This is a genomic window from Bradyrhizobium sp. CCBAU 53415 (assembly GCF_028128735.1).
In the GTDB taxonomy this organism is placed as follows: Bacteria; Pseudomonadota; Alphaproteobacteria; order Rhizobiales; family Xanthobacteraceae; genus Bradyrhizobium.
Map to the genome: position 1 here is coordinate 264,341 of NZ_LBJF01000026.1, position 20,186 is coordinate 284,526.

Genomic DNA, 20,186 nt, shown 5'->3' on the forward strand with positions numbered 1-20,186 from the left:
CGGTTACGGGAGGCGTTTGAGACCGCTCGCCAGCTACGACACCTTGACCTTCCCGCGCGGGCGCCGCTTGCAGGTGCCCGGCAGCTTCGCTGCGAGAAAGTCGCCGAGCGCTTCGACGCGCGCGGGACGCGGGCCGCCGGGCGGCGTCACCAGATGCACGGCGCCTTCGACCTGCTTCCAGTCCTTCAGGATGACCTCGACCTCGCCGGTGGAAATGGCCTCGCCGACGATGAATTCAGGCAGCTCGGCGATGCCGAGGCCGGCGATCAATACCGGCATCACGGCCTCGCCGTTGTTGACACGAAGCTGCCCGCCCGGGCGTACGCTGGCCTGCTCACCGGCCGAGTTGGTGTAGTGCCAGACGTTGGGCGTCGACATGTAGGCGTAGCTGAAGCATTTGTGCTCGGCCAGATGCATTGGATGCGTCGGCCGTCCGTGGCGTTTCAGATAAGACGGTGCGGCGACCGTATAGCGCGGCATGGTGAAGAGCCGCCGCGCGATCAGCGAAGAGTCCGGCAGCCGGGCGATCCGCACCGCCATGTCAAAACCCTCGCCGATCAGATCGACGGTCGCATCGCTCAAATGCAGATCGACCGAGACCTCCGGATAGGCTTCGAAGAACTCCGGCAGCAGCGGCGCCACCGCCTTGATGCCGAACGTCATGGGCACGGCGAGCCGCACCAGGCCGCGCGGCGCCACCGATTGCGCCAGCGCCTCGTTCTCCGCGGCTTCGCCGTCGGCCAGAAGACGGGTCGCGCGCTCGGCGAGCTTGTGCCCGGCGTCGGTCAGCGCGAGCCGGCGCGAGGTGCGGTTGAACAGCCGCGCGCCGAGCCGCTCCTCGAGCCGCGTAACCGCCTTGGAGACCGTGGCCTTGGACATCGCCAGCTCGCTCGCGGCCCCCGCAAACGACCGCAATTCCACGACTTTTGCGAAAATCGCGAGCGCCTCGAAGTCTGGAAGCTTTGCCATGGGCTTTGGTCCAATCGGGATATTTACTGAAACAATGCGTTTCAACGGTTTCTATTTCTATACCACAGACGAAGGCTTATCCAAGGGTCATCAGAAATTCAGGAAATGGAGAAATCCAATGACTAAGAAGCTCTCGGGCAAGGTTGCCCTCGTCACCGGCGGCTCGCGAGGCATCGGCGCGGCCTCTGCGCGCGCTCTCGCCGATGAAGGTGCCGACGTCGCCATCAGCTATGTCGCCTCGCCCGAGAAGGCAGAAGCGGTGGTCAACGAGTTGAAGGCCCGCGGCGTCAAGGCCCGCGCCTTCAAGGCCGACCAGGCCTCGGCGAAGGATGTGGCGCAGCTCGTCAACGACGTCGCCAGGGAGTTCGGCCATCTCGACATCCTCGTCAACAATGCCGGCGTTGCCGCCGGCGGCGCGATCGACGATGCCAAAGCCGACCCAGAAGCGTTTGCCCGCCAGGATGCCATCAACGTGCACGGCGTAATCGCGGCGATCCGCGCCGCCTCGCAATTGATGGGTGAAGGCGGACGCATCGTCACTGTCGGCTCGATGCTCGCCGACCGCGCCTCGTTCCCGGGCCTTGCCGACTACGTCGCCACCAAGGCAGCCGTCGTCGGCTACACCAAGGGCGCGGCGCGCGACCTCGGCCCGCGCGGCATCACCGTGAACGTGGTGCAGCCCGGTTCGATCGACACCGACATGAATCCGAAGGACGGCGGCGAGTTCGCCGAGACCCAGCGCAAGCAGCACGCGCTGCAGCGCTTCGGCCGCCCCGAGGAAGTCGCGGCCGGAATCGTCTTCCTCGCAAGCCCGCAGGCCTCCTTCGTCACCGGCACGGTGCTCAACGTCGACGGCGGGTTCGGCGCCTGATCACGGCGCAACCTGCTCAAGTAAAGGGAATTACGCAGATGATCGAACTCAGACCTTTCGCAAAGCTCGGCGGCGCCGACCACGGCTGGCTCAAGGCCAAGCATCATTTCTCCTTCGCCAGTCACTATGACCCGAACAACATGGGCCACGGCGCCTTGCGGGTGTGGAATGACGACGAGATCGCACCGAACACCGGCTTTCCCGCCCATCCCCACGCCAACATGGAAATCATCACCTATGTGCGTGAGGGCGCGATCACCCATCAGGACAGCCTCGGCAACGAGGGGCGGACCGAGGCGGGCGACGTGCAGGTGATGAGCGCCGGCAGTGGCATCCGCCACTCCGAGTACAACCTCGAGCCGACGAGGACGCGGATCTTCCAGATCTGGATCGAACCGACGGCGCGCGGCGGCCAGCCGACCTGGGGCTCGAAGCCGTTCCCGAAGGCGGACCGCTCCGGCAAGCTCGTCACCATTGCGAGCGGATTCGACGACGATACGGACGCACTGCCGATCCGCGCGGACGCGCGGGTGCTCGCCAGCACGCTAAGGGCAGGCGAGAGCGCCGAGTACGAGCCGCAGAAGTCGCGGCATCTCTACCTCGTGCCTGCGGCGGGTTCCGTCGAGATCAACGGCGTGCGCGTCGACGCCCGCGACGGCGCTGCGATCCGCGACGAGGCCAGGCTGAAGATCACGGCGCTGGAAGACTCCGAGCTCGTGCTCGTCGACGCGGCGTGACGGCGGCGAGCTACGTCATCTGCCGTCATTCCGGGATGGCGCGAAGCGCCAGAACCGGAATCTCGAGGTTCTCAGGTGCGCAATTGCGCACCATGGTTCGATGCCTCGCATCGCCCCGGAACGACGGCGCAACCACGAACATTGACTGATCATCCAACGGAGACCACCATGACCAAGGTTCTCGTCCTCTATTATTCCGCCTATGGCCACATCGAAGCCATGGCCAATGCCGTCGCCGAAGGCGCGCGCGAGGCCGGCGTCACCGTCGATATCAAGCGCGTGCCCGAGCTGGTGCCGGCCGAAGTCGCGAAGGCCTCTCACTACAAGCTCGATCAGGCCGCGCCGGTCGCCAAGATCGAGGACCTCGCGAACTACGACGCGATCATCGTCGGCACCGGCACCCGCTTCGGCCGGATGGCCTCGCAAATGGCGAACTTCCTCGATCAGGCCGGCGGGCTCTGGGCCAGGGGCGCGTTGCACGGCAAGGTCGGCGGCGCCTTCACCTCTACCGCGACCCAGCATGGCGGCCAGGAGACGACGCTGTTCTCGATCATCACCAACCTCTTGCATTTCGGCATGGTCGTGGTCGGCATGAACTACGGCTTTGCCGGCCAGATGAAGCTCGACGAGGTCTCCGGCGGTGCGCCCTACGGCGCGACCACCATCACCGGCGGCGACGGCAGCCGCCAGCCCAGCAGCAACGAGCTCGCCGGCGCTCGCTATCAGGGACGCCAGATCGCGGAGACCGCGAAGAAGCTGCATGGCTGATGCGACACGGGCGGTATTCTCATTCGAGGATGCCGCCCCATCTGCCGTTAGGATACTTGACGAAGAACGATACGAATGGCCTTCGAACTCTTGTTGATCGCGCAGATGATCCGCAAGCCCGCACAGGCACTTGCGCGGCGCTGGTATTGCCGCAGCCTATTCCGCGCCTCGCGCGGGCGGCTTCGCTGCGCCAGTTGCACGGGATCGTGAAGCCTGTTCGGACGACAAGAAACGCTGCACCCTGCGGCACTTGTTGTCGCGCTCCCTTGTTATCGCGCTCCCTTGCCCATCGCTCTCGCCACAAGGGCGGCGAGCCTGGGATAGCGGCGCAGGCCCTGCGCGGCGTGATCGCGCAATGCAAAGGGCACGCCGCGCCAGGACAGCGCGACGCTGACATCGGTAAGCGGGATCTTCTCGGCGCCGAAGCGGCGCTTGTAGTCCTGATTGCCGATGCTGAGGTCGAAGCGGCGCACGCCCTGTGCATGGAGCGCCGCCATGGTGCGCTCGGTGACGAGCAGCCCGGGCGAGCAGCTCGACCATGAATCGCCGCCGTGGCCGATGCGCAACAGGCAATAGGTCGCGCCGTGCCGGACGCCGAGCGCGGTGGCGACGACACCCTCGTCACACACCAGCGCCGAGATCATGGCATAACCTTCCGCAAGGCCCCGGCGGGCGACCTCGCGATAGAATCGCGCATGGTCCTCATCGTTGAGGACGAAGCGTGATCCGAGCTTTCGCATGCGCGCCTGCTGCTGCATATCCATCACGTCCAGCAGCTCACGCGCACGCGCGACATCCGCGGCAATCTCGAACCGCGCGCCGGCATGACGGCTGAAGACCCGCCAGCAGCGCGGCATCTGCAGGCGCTTGATCGAGGCCTGGTAGTCGCGATAGTCATCGCCCATCGACACGAGATTGCCGTTGAGCGAGGAGGATCCGATCCGGCCGAGCGACACCAGCGGGTTCGGCTTGCCGCCGACCTGGGCAGGCATCTTCTTCAGGCGGAGCAGATCGAAACGGTCGGGCAGCGCGCGCAACGCGTCGATCAGCGCCTTGTTGATCGCATCCGTCGCTTCCGGATCCAACGCGGCATCGAGCACCAGGATCGGTGCGTTGTTGTCGGAGACGCCGAGGTCCGCGAACTCGACGATGCGGATGCCGCGCCTGATATGGCTGATCATCGGCGCGATCGCGATGTCCTTGCCCGTGGTGACATCGGAGATCACGGCGATCAGCGGAGCGACGGCGTGAAACGCATTGTACCAAGCGCCGAGCCAGTGAGCGTGCTGGAAAGCCGTGCGGTGCCCGGCGCTCAGCCGCGAGGCGGCGTGCCGCCAGTCACGGAGGAAACCAACAGCGATTCCCGACGTGCTGGACAGCTGGCCGTCTCGTTGCTCGACGCTGAGAAACGTCATTCGCTGCGCATACGATTACTGAATGTTTCCAGATAGATTATGTTTTATCGCCGACCACAAGCAGCGTCGCTGCTTATCGTTAAGCTAATGCCACTCGATACGACTTGGCTGCGACAAGCTGTCAGCGTTTCGCTTCCATCTGCTCGACGCATTGGAACCTCGCCAGGAAGTGCAGGCCGGCCACGGCAAGCGCGAACATGAACCAGATCGGATTTTGCCGTTCGAGCAGGAAGGTTTCAGTCGCTCCGTAATACAGGCCGAACAGCCACACGGTCAGGAACAGCTTGGCCAGTGCACCACTGCGGCTGTGAGTCTGGGCCGTCTGGAAGTTGCCGAGCGGTGCGAGCACCAGGACGAGAACCACGAGGACCAGCCCGGGCAGACCGATGGTGACGGCAAGGTCGAGATAGCTGTTGTGGCTGTGCGCTGCCGACGTCGCCCATTCGGCGCCTGGGGCGGTCTGCCGCGCGGTCACGTCGTCCCAGAACGCCGCATAGCCGTGACCGATGATCGGCTTTTCGGCGACGGCCGCAAGCGCGAACTCCCAGATCGCAGACCGGCCGGTGAAGGTGGGATCGAGCGGCAGCAGCCGCGTCATCGCCCCCAGCGCCGGGCTAACGACACTGCCGACGGTCAACAGGTTCATCGCGACCAGCGGCGCAAAACAGATGATCCGCTTCAGCCACAGGCCCGGCGTGACATAGACCAGCGAGGCGAGTGCGTAGATCGCAAGACAGAGCGCCGTCGACGTCTTGCCGCCAGTGAAGATCAGGAAGATGCCGGACAGCGCGGCGACCGCCGGCCCCATCACGAACGAGCCCACCGCTGACAGGTAGATGCCGACATAGACAAGGATGGTCATCACGGCCGAGGCGATGTTCTTGTGGCCAAAACTGCCGCGCCAGTCGCCGGCAAGCTGCGGCTCGGTGATGTCGAGCGCCGTATGAATCGAATATTTCGGCGCGAGGAAGACGCCGAGATAGCAGAGCGCGAGCAGCACGAGCGCGGCAGCACCCAGGCAAAGGTTGAAGCTGCGCCGCGTCGGCGGCAGCAACGGCAGCAAGACGGCGAGCGACGTCACGCTGGCCGCGAGCACGAATCGCTGGATCGAAACGCCGCGGCTCTCTGAGAAGATGATGTTGATCGCCAGCCAACCCAGGAGGCAGAGATGAAGCGGTGTCAGCAGGCTCTTCAGCGCGGGTGCATCCGAGGCAGCGACACACAGCACCGCGACCGCAGCCAGGAGGCCCCAGGAAACATACGTCAGCGCCATTCGTCCGCCGACGACGGTGGTGACGTCGGGATTGCGCAGATCCGGGAACGGATCGAGCGTCACCAGCACCAGCAGCAGCGCCCCGACCGCGACGAGGCAGCGCGCCGCCTGCACGGCGTCGAGCCCCGCAAGGCGGTCGCGCAGGACATGGCCCAACGATCGGGCCTCGACGTCGGTCATGTCAGCGGCGCTGCGGTCCATGGCTCAGGACATTTGATGACGCCCGCGAAGCTCCAGCTCCTGGCTCACCCCTGTCGAACGTCCGTCATCGGGCCTGCCGGAGATATGCGACAGCGCTGGCTGCCGCATGATGCTGCGCGCGATCTCATAGTATTGCAGTGCCCGTTGCTCCAAGGTGAGATTGTCCAGGATGTACCCGCGCGGATCGAAGTAGCCCGCGGTACACCCGGCCCAGAAATTTTCCCAGCCCGCCTCGAACCCCGCGATGTCGGTGAACTTGGCACCGCAGCGTCGGTCCCAATACGGCACCGACGACACGGGCGCGAACCTCACCCGGTCGGGATAGTAATCCGGGTCGCGCCACGGCCCGCCCGGATCCCAGGCAAACACCGGCACGCCGCAGGACAAGGCCTGCTGATAGGCGATGCCCTGGCTCTCGCTCTGGCACAGAAAGATCATCGCCCGCGAGCGCGCCAGCGCAACCTGATAGTCTTCTTCCTTGTAGCTGCCATAGCGCAGCTCCGTGAACGAACGACCGTCCTTCAAGAGCCGGTCGCGAACGGGCTCGATCATCTCCGCCGCATAGCGCTCGCGGTCCCAGTGGACCTTGTCGTAGATCAGGACATCGACGGCCTTTTGCGATCGCGCCGACGGCGCCCAGAGATCCGTGTCGATGCCGACGGGCCAGGCCTCCGTCTCGGGCCAGTGCGGCCGGTACATGTCGACGTACCAGGGGCCGGGCACCACGACTTTCTTGACCGGCAGACGCTTGAACAGGTCGGGATCGTCGAGCGGGTGATTGTGGGCGGCAACACCCAGCAGGATCGGGTTCTTCCACGCGAACTTGTCGAGAAGGAAGGTGCGGCCGATGATGCAAGCGAGTTCGTCGGGATGCTGGGCGATGTGACCGTAGTCGTTGACGCGGTAGCGTATGCCGAGCCGATCGAGCCCCGCACAGAGATTGAGGAACACGCGAAGCTGGCCGCTCATGCGCGGCTCGCCGAGCAGCAACCGGCGAGCCATGCGCCGCAGATGCCGGTCGCCGGGAAACCAGCGGTCGTCCTTGTCCTCATAAAAGAGATTCAGGATCATCGCGTCGGGGTCGTGTTCGAATGTCTTTGCGGGCACTGGGATCCATCCGCGGCAGCCGGATGCGCATTCTCGCATGGGACCGGCTGTCGCACTCTTCCAAATTTGCCACAGGCTTAATGCCAGCGGCTTAACGCTATTCTACGAAACCCACGGCCCGCGCGCCTTCGCGGCAACGGTTTGACTGCAATGCGAGTATCATCCGCCGGCAACCGGATTGCGACCGCCGGCGTGGCAGACATGTCCTGGTTAACAGACCGTTAAAGACGAGCCGCATCTTGATCACCGCCGAAGAGGTTCTCGAACTGCCAGCCGCCCCCCGCGCGGCGGCGCCAGCGCGCCTTCCGCTTCAGGTCGGCTCGGCCATTTCGGTGTCCGTCGTCATTCCGGCCAAGAACGCTGCAGCCTATGTCGGCGAGACCCTCGCCAGCGCTCTTGCGCAACGCGAGGTGACCGAGGTGATCGTCGTGGACGACGGCTCGACCGACAGAACCGTTGCGATCGTCCGAGCCGTGCGTGACCCGCGGTTGCGCCTGCTACACAACGATTCCGCGGGTGTCTCGGCAGCGCGCAATCTCGGCGGGCGGCATGCGCGCGGCGAGTGGCTGCTCTTCCTCGATGCCGACGACCGCTTGCGTCCTGGCGCGGTGGCCGCGCTCCTGTCGGCAGCGCGCGGTGCTCCGCGCGCGGTTCTCGTCTACGGCGACTACAACACGATCGACAGCGATGGACGGCAGATCGGCCGACGCGACCTGCTGAAAGGACGCCGCAAGCCGTCCGGCGACGTGCTGACGCGGCTCGCGGCCGGCAACTTCATCGTCAATGGCGGTATCGCGCTCGCACGTGCCGAGGCCTTCCGCGCCGTCGGCGGCTTCGACGTCTCGCTCAGATATTGCGAGGACTGGCATTGCTGGTGCCGGCTTGCCGCGATCGGCGAGTTCGAGTTCGCCCCGAAGCTTCTGCTCGACTATCGCTTGCACACGGCCAACACCATGAACGCGGCGGTGCGAACCCCGCAGGATTTCTTGCCGGCGGTCGCGCGAGTGTTCGACGACGGGCTGATTCTGGCGAGACTGCCCGAGGGCGCGGCGAGCGGGCTGCGTCGGACTGCCGAGATTCATCTCGTCACCTATTCGGCGATGCAAGCGATACGCTTCGGCAGATATCGCCAGGCCTTCGCCTATCTCGCGATGATCGGCCGGCGGTCGCTCAAATCGCTGCCACGCTCCGCGATCAGGGTCGCCCTCGCCCGTTTCGGTATCTAGTCCGCCGCATCAGGACACGATCTTCGAGGCCTCATAAGGCTTCGGCTCGAGGCCGACGGCCGCCAAGACGGCGCCAAACGCGACCATTGCGGGATGCATCGCGACGACGGCCCTGGACGACATCAACAAGACTGCGGCGCGAACCAGCGACAGCGGCACCCGTCCAAGCATCTGCGCAAACACCCGCGCCCGCGCCGCCGCGTTCTGCGCGGCCTTGTACTGCACACGATAGTTGATCGCACCGATGCGCAGGCCACGCTTCGCGATCCAGCCCAGGCTGGTGCGGTTCTGCGGCACGGTCTCGGTGATCACGGCCTCCGCCGTCCAGTGGAACAGCATGCCGGCGTCACGACACCGCACGAAGAAATCACAATCGCCGCCGCCGAGAAAATTGAAGCGCAGGTCGAACGCGGGACGATCGAACCGTTCGAAGGCGGAACGTGTGATCAGACAATTTCCGCAACCATAGATCAGCGGCACCGCACCGCTGTAGTCGTAGGCGGGACAGAAGGCGGGATGACGCGAAAGCCAGGGTTTGCTGTCGTCGTCGAAGACCGGCAGCACCGGCCCGCCGACCACGTCGGCACCGGTCGCCTCCGCAGTGCGGACCATCAGTTCGAGCCAATCGGGCGAAGCGATCTCGTCGTCGTCGATCATCAGGAAACGGGTCGCGGCGGGAAACAGCCCCTGCGCCGTCTCAAATGCAGCATTGATCGCCTGGCAGTTCCCCTGCCGCTTCTCGATGAGGCAAACGCCCTGGAGCCTGCCGGCAGCCAGAAACTCCGCAGCAACCGGCGCGCTCTCGCGCCGGACGGCATCGTTCTCGACCATGACGACGGCAAAGGAACGCGGGGTGCGCTGGTTCGCCAGCGATTCCAGCGTCAGCCGCAGATGCCGCGGACGGCGGAAGCAGGGAATGCAGACGACGATGCCGACCGACAGGTCAATGACCGCAGAGCTCGCCGCGATCTCCCGGTTGGGATCGCACACGACATCCGAGATGCGCGAGGCGGACAGGTCTGTCGGGATCAATGTCATGACGTTCTAGATGTCCGAGATATATTGAAAAAGCCCTGCTTCGATCGCGCATCCCGCGACGGCACATCGCCGCGGGACAGATGCGTCCCAAAATGAACGGCCAATTGACGGCGCGTGCCTGCGCCTCGCGCCGATCTCCCGGCCATCCTGAAACAACATCATGCGCTTAACCGCTTTCGCTTGTTTCTCCCGCGAAATCATGCGCGCGTGATACTGCAATTGGCGGTCCATGCGCCGACGACGCCCAACGTGAACAATGCTGTAGTTAATGCGCATGCGCATTAACTCGGCCGTAAGCACTGCGACCGTTGAGACGGAGCGGTGCCGGATTTGCTCTTCGGGCAAGCGCGTTTTTTCCTGTAAATTTGAATAGAACAAGCGCGGTCAGAAAATATGAACAAGCCAGCCACGATCGATTTCGCAACAGCCAGGGCGATCCAAATCCCTGCGGCAGCGACAGGTACCCAGGCGCTTCATGATCTTGTCCCCGGCGAAGCCCGCGACAGCCTGCTCGCCGTCCATGACGTTCTGTGCCGCAAGCTGCCGCAGGACCGGCTCGCCATCTATGAAGCCGGCGGCGGCTCGTGCAGCGTTCTGCCGCCGGAATTGCTGAGCCGCAGCAAAGTCACCGTCGTCGACATCGACGAGGACCAGGTCCGCAACAATACCTACGCCGACGAGGCGATCCTCGGCGACGTCCAGACCTACAGCTTCGGGCGCGAGACCTTCGATCTGGTGATCTGCTACAACGTGATCGAGCATCTGCCGAACGTCGACGCCGCGCTCCTGAATTTTCGTGACGCGCTCAAGCGCGGCGGGATGATCCTGATCGGCGCGCCCAATCCGCGCTCGCTCTCCGGGGTCGTCACCAAGTATTCGCCGCACTGGTTTCACGTCTGGTTCTACCGGCACATCCGCGGCATCAAGGACGCCGGCCTGCCCGGCGAACCGCCGTTCCCGACGATCTTCCATCCGCTGGTGACGCTGCCCCGGCTCGAAGCATTCGCGGCCGCCAACGGCCTCGATATGATCTATCGTCGTGAAGTCGAGAGTCCACGCTATCCGGAGATGCGCCGGCGCAGCCCGCTGTTTGCGGCGCTGGTCGACGCCGGCGTAGCGGTGCTGAACGCCGTTCTTCCCCGCGGCACCGACGTCCGCCGCGGCGACTATCACGTCATCCTGCGGAAGCGCTGACGGCCATGGCATGTGCGCGGAGCATCACTGGACGAGCGGGGGCTCGCGCCCATGCTGCGCGCGGTAACGAACCGTTAATTCCTGGGAGACTCCGCTCTCGCGAGAGTGACAGGGACGCAACGAACGGCGCCAGCCGCTTAAACGCTTTGTTTGCCATTTCGGTGAATAGTCCCTCAATGAGTATGGTTAATTTTCCCTGTTGCGTTGATTGGGCACCCATATCCCGGGTGCGTGGCGTAAAGCGAAGACTAACCCCTCAGCCCGCGGCAGTTGGAATGAAAGCTGGGGATCATGCTTGACTATAACCAGCCGATCGATGGGGCCGGCCCGGAGGCCTCGCAACGGACGCCTCGGGCCAGCTTTAACGTGCTGGAGCTCGCCAATTTGCTCTGGCGGCGAAAGGTGGCGATCACCGCGGCCGCCCTGCTCGGTGCGACCCTCGCCGTCGTCGTCGGCAAGAGCGTGACGCCTCGCTACACCGCCACCGCTCAGCTCTATGTCGACCCGCGCGAGCTTCAGCTCGTCGACCGCGAGCTCACGCCCCGCGCACAGGACGTCTCCGGCATGTCCATGGTGGTGGAGAGCCAGGCGCGCCTGATCACCTCCAACAGCGTACTGCTCCAGGTGATTCAGAAGGCCGGTCTCGACAAGGATCCCGAATTCGGCGGCGGCGAGGGCACGAGCCTGATGGCGTCACTGCTCGGTCTGGTCGGCCTGCAACCCCGCACACCTTCCGCCGCGGAGAGAAAGGAAGTGCAGCTCGCGGCGCTCGACGCGTTGAACAAACACATCACGATCCGCAAGACCGAGAAGAGCTTCATCGTCGACATCGAGGTCTGGTCGACGGATCCCGCAAAAGCGGCGATGCTGGCCAACACGCTGACCAACGCCTACCTCACGGAATCCCGCAACTCGCAGGCTTCTGCCGCGCGGCGCGCGACCAACGATCTCTCCAGCCGCCTGAAGGAACTGCGCGATCGGCTGCGCAACGCCGAAACCGCGCTTGCCACCTACAAGGCCCAGAACAATTTCGTCGGCACCCAGGATGCGCTGATCAGCGATCAGCAGCTCTCCGCCAGCAACCAGCGGCTTTCGGCGGCACGTGCGGCGACCATGGATGCGCAGGCGCGGCTCGACCAGATCGCGGCGAGCCGGCGTACCGCCGCCGATGCCGGCGCGATTCCGGAGGCGCTGCAATCGCCGACCATCGCGAATCTGCGCGCGCAATATGCCGATGCCCGCAAGAAATATGCGGAGCAGGCCGGCGAGCTCGGGCCACGCCATCCGGCGCTGCGCCAGACCGAGAAACAGGTCGAGGACCTCAAACGCACCATCAACGAAGAGATCGACCGCTTCGCCCAGTCCGCCAAGAACGATTTGACGCGGGCCCGCGATTTTGAAGCCTCGCTCAACCGGGCGCTGGAAGCCCAGAAGCGGCAGAGCGTCCAGCTCAGCCAGGCCGCCGTGCGCCTGCGCGAGCTCGAGCGCGAAGCCGATGCCAGCCGCGACGTCTATCAGTCCTTTCTCAAGCGCTCCCGCGAGACCGAGGAGCAGGAGAGCCTGAACACTTCGGCGGCCCGGGTCATCGGCGAGGCAACCGTGCCGCAGCGGCGCTCGTTCCCGCCGGCAATGAGCCTGTTCGCCATGATCGGCTTCATTTTCGGGGCGATCGCGGCGTCAAGCTGGTTCGTCGCGGCCGAGCTCCTGCTCGCTGCAACCGCGCCGGCGCCGACACCCGCCCGTCCACAGCGCTCGCCGGCGCCGGATGCAACGCGGGTTCCACAACGCGCGCGACCTCCGGAGGCGGCGCCGCCTCAGCGAGCCCCGCGAGCTCCGGAAGTTGCTCAGGCTCCCCCGGAACTTGACGCACCTCCGCTGCAGCCTTCGATGGTCGAGAGGCCGCTGGTCGAAAAACCGCTGATCGCACGGCTCCAGGAGGCCGACGTCATCCACACGCTCGGCGCCATTCTCGCCACTGGCAGCGGCGTCGACCTCACGCGGCTGGGTTGGCCGACGCTCCGCCCCGGCTTTCCCCTGACGACGCTGCTCAACACCTGGCGCGACATGCGGGCCGTGGTGGCCCGGCATGCCGGCGGCAAGACGATGCCGGTCATTGCGCTTGTCGGCGCCAGCGAGACCACCGGGCGCAGCGTCACCGCGCTGAATTTCGCGCTGGCGGCCGCGCGCGACGGGGCCCGCGTGCTGATGATCGATGCCGACCATCAGGCACGCTCGCTCTCGAACAGGGTCGTCCGTCCCGGCAAGAACGAACCGAGCAGGCTCGGCTGGCTCTCGATCGGCAGCAAGGACGCACGCGAGATCAAGACGGTCGACGGCATCTCGGTGCTGCCGGCCGCCGAGGGCGATACCGTCAAGGCTGCCGACGCGATCCGCAAGGCAATTGCGCAAGCCCGTTCCGCCGGCGGCTATGATCTCGTGATCCTCGACGGCCCGGCGATGCCGCTGTCGGCCGGCGGCCGCAAGCTGCTCGATGACACCGACTCGCTGGTGGCCGTCCTGCCGACCAGCCTCGACATCAACGACAGCCTGGAAGAGATCCTGACCGCGCTTGGCCCCGCCGAGCGCAAGCTCGTCGGCGTCGTACTCGACGAGCTCACTCCTGCAATCCAAACGCGCCAGCGAGGCAGACAATATGCTTGAGCGTCGCGTCAACATCGACGGACGGGCAGCAACCGCCGACGTGCCGAGAATCACCGTCGGCGGGCTTCGTATGGCCGCGCTCGACCTGGAAGCCACCGCCGATTTCATGATCGAGGCGACCGATCCTGACAGTCGCATCGGCCGTCCGCTGTTCCTGACCTCAGCCAATGGCGAAGTGCTGGCGCGCTGCTCGACCGAGCCGCAGACCGAACGCCTGTTCCGGGCCGCCGACCTGATCAACGCCGATGGTCAGCCGCTGGTCGCGGCCTCGAGGCTGCAATCCTGGTTCCCGCTGCCGGAACGGGTTGCGACCACGGACCTGTTCCACGTCGTCGCGCGCAAGGCGGAAGCGATCGGCCGCACGTTCTATATGTTCGGGGCAAGCGAGGCCGAGAACGCCGCTGCGGTCGAGAACGTCCAGAAGATGTATCCGCGGCTCAAAATCGTCGGACGCAGCCACGGCTATCTGCGAGGCGAGGCGCTGCGTGCCAAGATCGAGGAGATCAACGCGCTTGCGCCGGACTATCTTTGGGTCGCGCTCGGCGTGCCCAGTGAGCAGGCGTTCGTGGAGGAATACACACCGCATCTCACCAATGTTGGCGTTATCAAGACATCCGGAGGCCTGTTCAACTTCTTGTCAGGGAGCCGTTCCCGCGCACCGCAATGGATGCAGAAGATCGGACTCGAATGGGCCTGGCGCACCCTGCTCGAGCCACGCCGTCTGTTCTGGCGCTATTTGACCACCAACCCCCGCGCGCTCTATCTTCTCTTCAGCCGCCACCGCCCCCTCCGCTAAAACAAGAGCAGAAGACGACATGACCGACCGACCGACCGTCCTTGTCACCGGGGGCGCGGGCTATATTGGCTCGCATGCGTGCCGCGCACTGACCGCCGCTGGCTATCAGCCCGTCGTTTATGACAATCTCTCGACAGGTCATCGCAGCTTCGTCGCCGGCCCCCTGGTGACCGGAGATCTGCTCGACGGTACGGCGCTGGCGCGCGCCTTCGCCGACCACAGGATCACGGCGGTGATGCATTTCGCAGCGGCGAGCCTTGTCGGGGAGTCCATGATCGACCCGCAGAAATACTATATCAACAACGTCCAGGGCACGCTGTCGCTGTTGCAGGCCATGCGCAACGCGGGCTGCCGGCGCATCGTGTTCTCCTCGACCGGCGCCGTCTATGGCAACGCCGATTCCAAGGAGCTGCCGGAAGACTTTCCTTGCGCGCCGATCAATCCGTACGGCGCATCGAAGTTGATGATCGAACGCATGCTCGTCGACTACCGCACGGCCTATGGCTTCGGTGCGTTCTGCCTACGCTATTTCAATGCCAGCGGCGCCGATCCGGCCGGTGGCATCGGCGAGCTGCGCGACAACGAAACCCACCTCATTCCCCGCGCCATGATGGCGCTCCAGGGCCACGTCGACTTCGCGGTGTTCGGCGACGACTACGACACGCCCGACGGCACCGCGATCCGCGACTACATCCACGTCACCGACCTTGCAGCGGCACATGTCGCGGCACTGAAGCTTCTGGAGGGCGGACATGCCGGCGGCAGCTTCAATCTCGGCACGGGCTCGGGCTTCTCGGTGCGCCAGATCCTCGACGCCATCCGGCAGGAGACCGGGCGCGAGGTGCCGCACACCGTCAAGCCGCGCCGCGCCGGCGATCCCACCTACCTGGTTGCCGATCCCTCTGCTGCTCGAAAGGTGCTGAACTTCGTGCCGCATCATTCCGACCTGCCCACAATCATCCGTACCGCCTGGGCCTGGCACCAGAAGGCGCATCCGTTCAGATCGCGTTAGGCAACCATAGCATCCGTAACTTGCCTGCCCTGCGTTCAAACGGCTAGGATGAATGCTCGCTGCCGCCGTTGGCGTATCGCCGACGGCCGCGTCTTACGGCATTGCCGACGATGATGTCGGCATGTGTGGCTCGGCCAAGTTGCGCGAGCCGATTTTCCGAGCGTCCAAGGCCACGATCAATCCGCGCGTCGGCCTGTCATCAGGCGCGGATTCCGGGAGTATCGACCGCATGCATCAGGCTGCACGCCTGGAATTCGAGCGTGTCATGGAGGAGTTCGTCCGCTGGCATGTCGTACCAGAGGACGAGCGCTCGCCTGCGCCTGCCTGGTGGTGGGGGCCCGCCATGGCAGTGGTCGACGACCAGGAGCCGATGAGCGAAACGTGCTGCTGCGCCTTGAGTGTGAGCGAAGGGACGAGCTTCGCCGAGGGCGCGCGCGCCATTCTCGCGCTGTTCATCGAGCAGACATCGCTGACGGAGCCCCAGGCTTTCCCAAGCAAGGCCGCGGGCGGGGAACACGACGTCCGCGAACTGCATCCGCAGCCGTCAGACGACAGCGCGTTTCAGCCGTGACGCTGCGCCTTCGTCGGCCGGGTCCGGCTGGAGCGGCGGCGCGACGGGCAGCGACATCGGCCGCAGCAACTCGGCCATCTGCCGCGCCGGGAGCGGTCTGGAAATGAGGAAGCCCTGCATCTCGTCGCAGCCGTGGGTCCGCAGGAACGCCTCCTGCTCGGCATTCTCTACGCCTTCGGCGACGACGGTCATGCCGAGCGCCTTGCCCATGCTGATGATCGCCTGTGCGATCGCCTGATCCTCCGAATCCTGCGGCAGGTCGCGCACGAAGGAGCGGTCGATCTTGATGGTGTCGATCGGAAAATGCTTCATCAGCGACATCGACGAATAGCCTGTGCCGAAATCGTCAATGGCGAGACGGATGCCGCGACTCTGAATGGAGTCGAGCACCTTGAGGGCGCGACCGACATTGCGCATCATCATGCTCTCGGTGACCTCGAGCTGGAGCAACACCGGCGACATGCCGGAGGCCGCCAGCGCTTCGTCGACGTCCTGCAGCAGATGCTCGTCGACAAACTGACGAGGCGACAGGTTGACCGCCATCGACAGCGGCAACAGGCCGCGGCGCTGCCAGGCCATGGCTTGCGCGCAGGCCTCATTCAGCACCCAGCGACCGATCGGCACGATCAGCCCGGTTTCCTCCGCAAGCGGAATGAACTGTGCGGGCGAGACATTGCCGAGATCGGGATGCGTCCAGCGCAGCAGCGCTTCGACGCCCGTGATCTGGCCGGTCCCCATGTCCACCTTGGGCTGGTAATTCAGCGAGAACTGCTCCCGCTCCAGTGCGCGGCGCAGCGCGCTCTCGAGCGACAGCCGCTCGATCGACTGCGTTTTCACTTCCTTGGAGAAGAAGCGATAGCCGTTCTTGCCGTCTTCCTTGGCAAGGTACATCGCCATGTCGGCGTTCTTGGTCAGTGTCTGCGCGTCGGAGCCGTTGGCCGGATACATCGCGATGCCGATGGAGGCCGTAGTGTGGCACTCGTGGCCCGCGAGCTCCATCGGCTCGGCGAGCGCTGCGAGCAGCCCCGTTGCGATGCGCTGGGCATCGTCGATCTCGCCGCACTGGTCGAGGATGACCACGAACTCGTCGCCGCCGAGCCGCGCCACCACGTCGCTCGTCCGCAAGGCGCGACGCAGCCGGTTCGCCACCTCGAGCAGGAGCAGGTCGCCCGCCTCGTGCCCCAGCGAATCATTGATGACCTTGAAGCGGTCGAGGTCGATGAACAACACTGCAAAACGGTGATCGTGGCGCTGCGCGATGTCGATCGCCGCGCGCAGCAGCGCGTTGAAGGTCTCGCGGTTCGGCAGGTCCGTCAGGCTGTCATGCGAGGCGAGATACTCGATCTGCTCGTCGGCCTTGTTCTTTTCGTCGGCGCGATCGAAATTCTCCATTGCGAAGGAGACGTTGTCGGCGAGGCGCTGCAACAGCTCGACGAATTCGGGCGTGAAGGTCGCCGGTTCGGTCGACATGTAGATCATGACGCCGACGGGCTGGTCGTGCGCGATGAGCGGAAACGCGGCGCCCGAGCGCGCGCCGTCGCCGCGCACGATGGCGTGGAAGGCGCTCACGCGGTCGTCGTTGAGATAGTCGTTGCTGATGCAGGGCTGGCGCGTGCGAAACGCTGTGCCGCTCATCCCACGTCCTTCGGGCCGCTCCGGATCGACGGAGAGCCGGACGTTACGGGTGGTGTCGGCGGACGGGCCTGCGCTCGCCACGATTTCCAGCTGATCGCTGCCGGCCCTTGCCAGCGCGATCGTGGTCGATGTGAACTTGGCGCCATTCGACGCCGCAAGGCAGACGAGGTCGAACAGCTCCGCACGGGACTTCGCCCGCATGATCGCCTCGTTGGTCGCGCTGAGCGCCGCGAACATGCGCGTCAGCCGCTCCTTCTGCGCTTCGGTGCGTGCCTTCTCCTCGGCACGCTCGAAATTGTCGAGGGCAAAGGAGACGTTCTCCGCCAGCCGCTCCAGCAGCGCGACCAGATCGGGCGTGAACGTATTCTCCTCCGGAGCGAGGAAGAGCAGAATGCCGATCGGCTCCCGTCCCGCCCTCAGAAGCGGGAAGCTCGCCGCAGCACGGGTCCCATCCTCCACCGCCTTGGAGTGCCAGTGTGCCGAGCGCGGATCGTTCATATAGTCGTTGACGACACTCGGCTGGCGCGTGCGCAGCGAGGTTCCGATGATGCCATCGCCCTGGGGATGCCCGGCGGAAATGCCGCAGGTCCGTCCGATCATGCGGTCCTGCAGGCGCCCCTTGACCGCAACGACGCGAACGAGCTCGTGTTCTTCGTCGATGATGCCGATCGTCGCCGAGGCGAACACGTCGCCGAGGACCCCAGCTTGGCAAGCGGCCTCAAACAACTCCTTGCGCGTCTTGGCGCGGATGATCGCTTCATTGGTTGCGCTCAGCGCCTCGAACATTCCGCTCAGGCGCTTCCGCTGCTTGTCCGCGAGGGCTTTCTCCTCGGCGCGATCGAAGCTTTCCAGCGCAAAGGCGACGTTGGCCTCGAGCTTGCGGAGCAGCTCGACGAGCTCGGGCGTGAATGTGCCGCACTCCGGGGAGTTGAACAGGAAGATGCCCTCGACCCGGTCGCCGTTGAACAGCGGCAATGCCGCCGCGGAAGCGATGTCGTTGCGGCGGCAACTGGCCTGCCACGGCGCCATGCGGTCGTCGGCGAGCACGTCGTTGCTGACGGCGGGCTGGCCCGTGCGAAACGCGGTGCCGGTCAGCCCGCGGCCCTCGGGCACCTGGTCGGAGGTGGAGAACTTGAACTTACGAACCTCGTCGGCATTCGGTCCATAACTGGCGACCACGCGCAACAGCTCGGCGCGTCGATCGACCAGCGCGATGGTGGCCGAGGTGAACTTGGCTCCCTTCGCGGTCGCCTCGCAGACGAGGTCGAACAGCTCGGACCGCGACCGCGCACGCAAGATCGCCTCGTTGGTGGCGCTGAGCGCCGCATACATTCGCGCCAGGCACTCTTCTTCCGCGGCGATCCTGGTTTTCTCGGCCTCGCGGCCGAAATTCTCGATCGCGAACGAGACGTTCTCCGCCATGCGCAGCAGCAGCGCGACGATCTCCTCGTCCTTGGCCCAGGAACGGCTGATGAAGAACAGCAGCACGCCGACGCTCTCGCCGTACCTGATCAGCGGCGCGACGACGCAGGCGGCAACACCGGTGTTGACGTTGGCCTGCTCCCAGGGAGTACCCTTGGTACGGCTGGCGAGATCATCCTCGACGATGACTTTCTGGGTACGAAACACCTCGCCGGAGATGCCTTTGCCGTAAGGATTTTCCGGGTCGACCGAATAGCGCGCCTGGGTCACGAGCTCGAGATTCTGCCCGGTGGCGGCGACAGGCTTCATCCAGTGCGAATCCGGCTCGCGGAGCAGGACGATGGTCGCCAGCGATTTGCCGCTGTGAACGGAGGCATCGCATACGAGCTGGTACAGCTCCTGCTCGGTCTTGGCGCGCAGGATCGCTTCGTTGGTGGCGCTGATGGCACCGAACATGCGGTTGAGCCGCCGTGTCGCCCGCTCACTCGTCTGCCGCGCGGTCTCGCGCGCGAAATTGGCCAGTGCGCAGGATATGTTCGCCGACATGCGCTCGAACAGCGACACCATCTGCTCGTCCAGCGAATTGGCTTCGCTACGCGTCACAAACAAGACGCCGACGCTTCTGCCATTGCAGAGCAGCGGCAGCGCCGCGGCCGCGCCGATATGAGCCTTGACGGCGCCCTGGCGCCACGCCAGCGAGCGCGGATCGTTCAGATAGTCGTTGCTGATGCACAGCTTCTGATCGCGAAACGCCTCGCCACCGACGCCCGCCCCTTCAGGTGTACCGGCTTCCGTCGTGATCAAGATCGCGCGCAGCCGCGCAACGTCGTCGCCGCAGCCGGCCGCAAAGCACAGCCGCCGGCCGTCCGGCTCCACCAGGAATACGGCAACGGCCAGAAAATCCCCGCTCGAAAATCCGGCATCGCAGACCTTCTGGTACAGCTCGTCCGGCGATCTCGCGTAGAGGATCGCTTCATTGATGGCGCTCAACGCCGCAAATGTGCGCGCGAGTGTCGTCGGCACGATCTCAGCTCCCGGGCATTCTGCCTATTTCTCCCGGTGACTTTATGAGCGGCGCTGGCCTAAGTGGTCGTTATTGCGCACTGCAAACCGTCGATCAGAGTGAACGAGCAGCGAACAAGCAGCTTAAAACTGGCGGAAACAGCCTCGCGCGGCACGGATTTTCGACCAAAGGCGCGTTCTCTTTGCGAATTTGCAGCCCTGCGTTGGTTTACGGGAGATTGATATCGCTCCGGCGCTTTGAGACGATGGCACCTAACGAGCAGCCTG

The 20,186-nt window shown here is 65.0% G+C and carries 16 protein-coding genes; 9 read left to right on the forward strand and 7 right to left on the reverse strand.

The window, feature by feature from the left end; all coding sequences use genetic code 11:
- Positions 1 to 33: 33 nt before the first annotated feature.
- The gene (locus XH87_RS25320) at positions 34 to 969 is read right to left on the reverse strand and encodes a LysR family transcriptional regulator (protein WP_271589334.1); all 936 of its coding nucleotides are present in this window, start codon (positions 967 to 969) and stop codon (positions 34 to 36) included.
- A gap of 118 nt (positions 970 to 1,087) precedes the next feature.
- On the opposite strand from XH87_RS25320, the gene XH87_RS25325 reads away from it, so the two are divergent.
- The 3 genes from XH87_RS25325 (at position 1,088) to wrbA (ending at position 3,345) form a co-directional block, all read left to right on the forward strand.
- On the forward strand, positions 1,088 to 1,840 hold the full coding sequence (locus XH87_RS25325; protein ID WP_271589335.1) for an SDR family NAD(P)-dependent oxidoreductase: 753 nt from the start codon (positions 1,088 to 1,090) through the stop codon (positions 1,838 to 1,840).
- A gap of 38 nt (positions 1,841 to 1,878) precedes the next feature.
- Positions 1,879 to 2,577 carry a pirin family protein gene (locus tag XH87_RS25330; protein WP_271589336.1) on the forward strand — a complete coding sequence of 233 codons (699 nt, stop codon included), beginning with the start codon at positions 1,879 to 1,881 and terminating at the stop codon, positions 2,575 to 2,577.
- Between the two features lie 168 nt (positions 2,578 to 2,745).
- The gene (gene wrbA, locus XH87_RS25335; RefSeq protein WP_271589337.1) at positions 2,746 to 3,345 is read left to right on the forward strand and encodes an NAD(P)H:quinone oxidoreductase; all 600 of its coding nucleotides are present in this window, start codon (positions 2,746 to 2,748) and stop codon (positions 3,343 to 3,345) included.
- A 269-nt stretch (positions 3,346 to 3,614) separates the two neighbouring features.
- Here the strand turns inward: wrbA and XH87_RS25340 are convergent, their stop codons facing one another.
- The 3 genes from XH87_RS25340 to XH87_RS25350 form a co-directional block, all read right to left on the reverse strand.
- A complete protein-coding gene (locus tag XH87_RS25340) occupies positions 3,615 to 4,760 on the reverse strand; it encodes a GNAT family N-acetyltransferase (RefSeq protein ID WP_271589338.1) in 1,146 nt (381 codons plus the stop codon).
- A 121-nt stretch (positions 4,761 to 4,881) separates the two neighbouring features.
- Positions 4,882 to 6,234 (reverse strand): O-antigen ligase family protein, encoded by a 1,353-nt coding sequence (locus XH87_RS25345; protein WP_442868304.1) that lies wholly within the window; start codon positions 6,232 to 6,234, stop codon positions 4,882 to 4,884.
- Between the two features lie 3 nt (positions 6,235 to 6,237).
- A complete protein-coding gene (locus XH87_RS25350; RefSeq protein WP_271589340.1) occupies positions 6,238 to 7,341 on the reverse strand; it encodes a glycosyltransferase in 1,104 nt (367 codons plus the stop codon).
- Positions 7,342 to 7,580: 239 nt separating this feature from the next.
- Here XH87_RS25350 and XH87_RS25355 point away from each other — a divergent pair, with 239 nt between their 5' ends.
- Positions 7,581 to 8,567, forward strand: coding sequence for a glycosyltransferase (locus XH87_RS25355; RefSeq protein ID WP_271589341.1), 987 nt, complete (start codon positions 7,581 to 7,583; stop codon positions 8,565 to 8,567).
- A gap of 9 nt (positions 8,568 to 8,576) precedes the next feature.
- Here XH87_RS25355 and XH87_RS25360 read toward each other — a convergent pair whose 3' ends face one another.
- On the reverse strand, positions 8,577 to 9,605 hold the full coding sequence (locus tag XH87_RS25360) for a glycosyltransferase family 2 protein (RefSeq protein ID WP_271589342.1): 1,029 nt from the start codon (positions 9,603 to 9,605) through the stop codon (positions 8,577 to 8,579).
- A 6-nt stretch (positions 9,606 to 9,611) separates the two neighbouring features.
- The gene (locus XH87_RS25365; RefSeq protein WP_271589343.1) at positions 9,612 to 9,881 is read right to left on the reverse strand and encodes a hypothetical protein; all 270 of its coding nucleotides are present in this window, start codon (positions 9,879 to 9,881) and stop codon (positions 9,612 to 9,614) included.
- A gap of 117 nt (positions 9,882 to 9,998) precedes the next feature.
- Here XH87_RS25365 and XH87_RS25370 point away from each other — a divergent pair, with 117 nt between their 5' ends.
- From XH87_RS25370 to XH87_RS25390, 5 genes are all read left to right on the forward strand, one after another.
- Positions 9,999 to 10,799 (forward strand): class I SAM-dependent methyltransferase, encoded by an 801-nt coding sequence (locus tag XH87_RS25370; RefSeq protein ID WP_271589344.1) that lies wholly within the window; start codon positions 9,999 to 10,001, stop codon positions 10,797 to 10,799.
- A gap of 291 nt (positions 10,800 to 11,090) precedes the next feature.
- Positions 11,091 to 13,460 (forward strand): exopolysaccharide transport family protein, encoded by a 2,370-nt coding sequence (locus XH87_RS25375; RefSeq protein WP_271589345.1) that lies wholly within the window; start codon positions 11,091 to 11,093, stop codon positions 13,458 to 13,460.
- On the forward strand, positions 13,453 to 14,256 hold the full coding sequence (locus tag XH87_RS25380; RefSeq protein WP_271589346.1) for a WecB/TagA/CpsF family glycosyltransferase: 804 nt from the start codon (positions 13,453 to 13,455) through the stop codon (positions 14,254 to 14,256). The genes XH87_RS25375 and XH87_RS25380 overlap by 8 nt, the downstream gene beginning before the upstream one ends.
- Before the next feature lie 19 nt (positions 14,257 to 14,275).
- A complete protein-coding gene (galE, locus tag XH87_RS25385; protein ID WP_271589347.1) occupies positions 14,276 to 15,268 on the forward strand; it encodes a UDP-glucose 4-epimerase GalE in 993 nt (330 codons plus the stop codon).
- Positions 15,269 to 15,497: 229 nt separating this feature from the next.
- Positions 15,498 to 15,839, forward strand: a complete 342-nt coding sequence (locus XH87_RS25390) for a hypothetical protein (protein ID WP_333909201.1) — start codon at positions 15,498 to 15,500, stop codon at positions 15,837 to 15,839.
- Here XH87_RS25390 and XH87_RS25395 read toward each other — a convergent pair.
- Entirely contained in the window at positions 15,813 to 19,919 is a 4,107-nt protein-coding gene (locus XH87_RS25395) for a bifunctional diguanylate cyclase/phosphodiesterase (RefSeq protein ID WP_271589349.1), read from the reverse strand. The genes XH87_RS25390 and XH87_RS25395 overlap by 27 nt on opposite strands.
- Between the last annotated feature and the right edge of the window lie 267 nt (positions 19,920 to 20,186).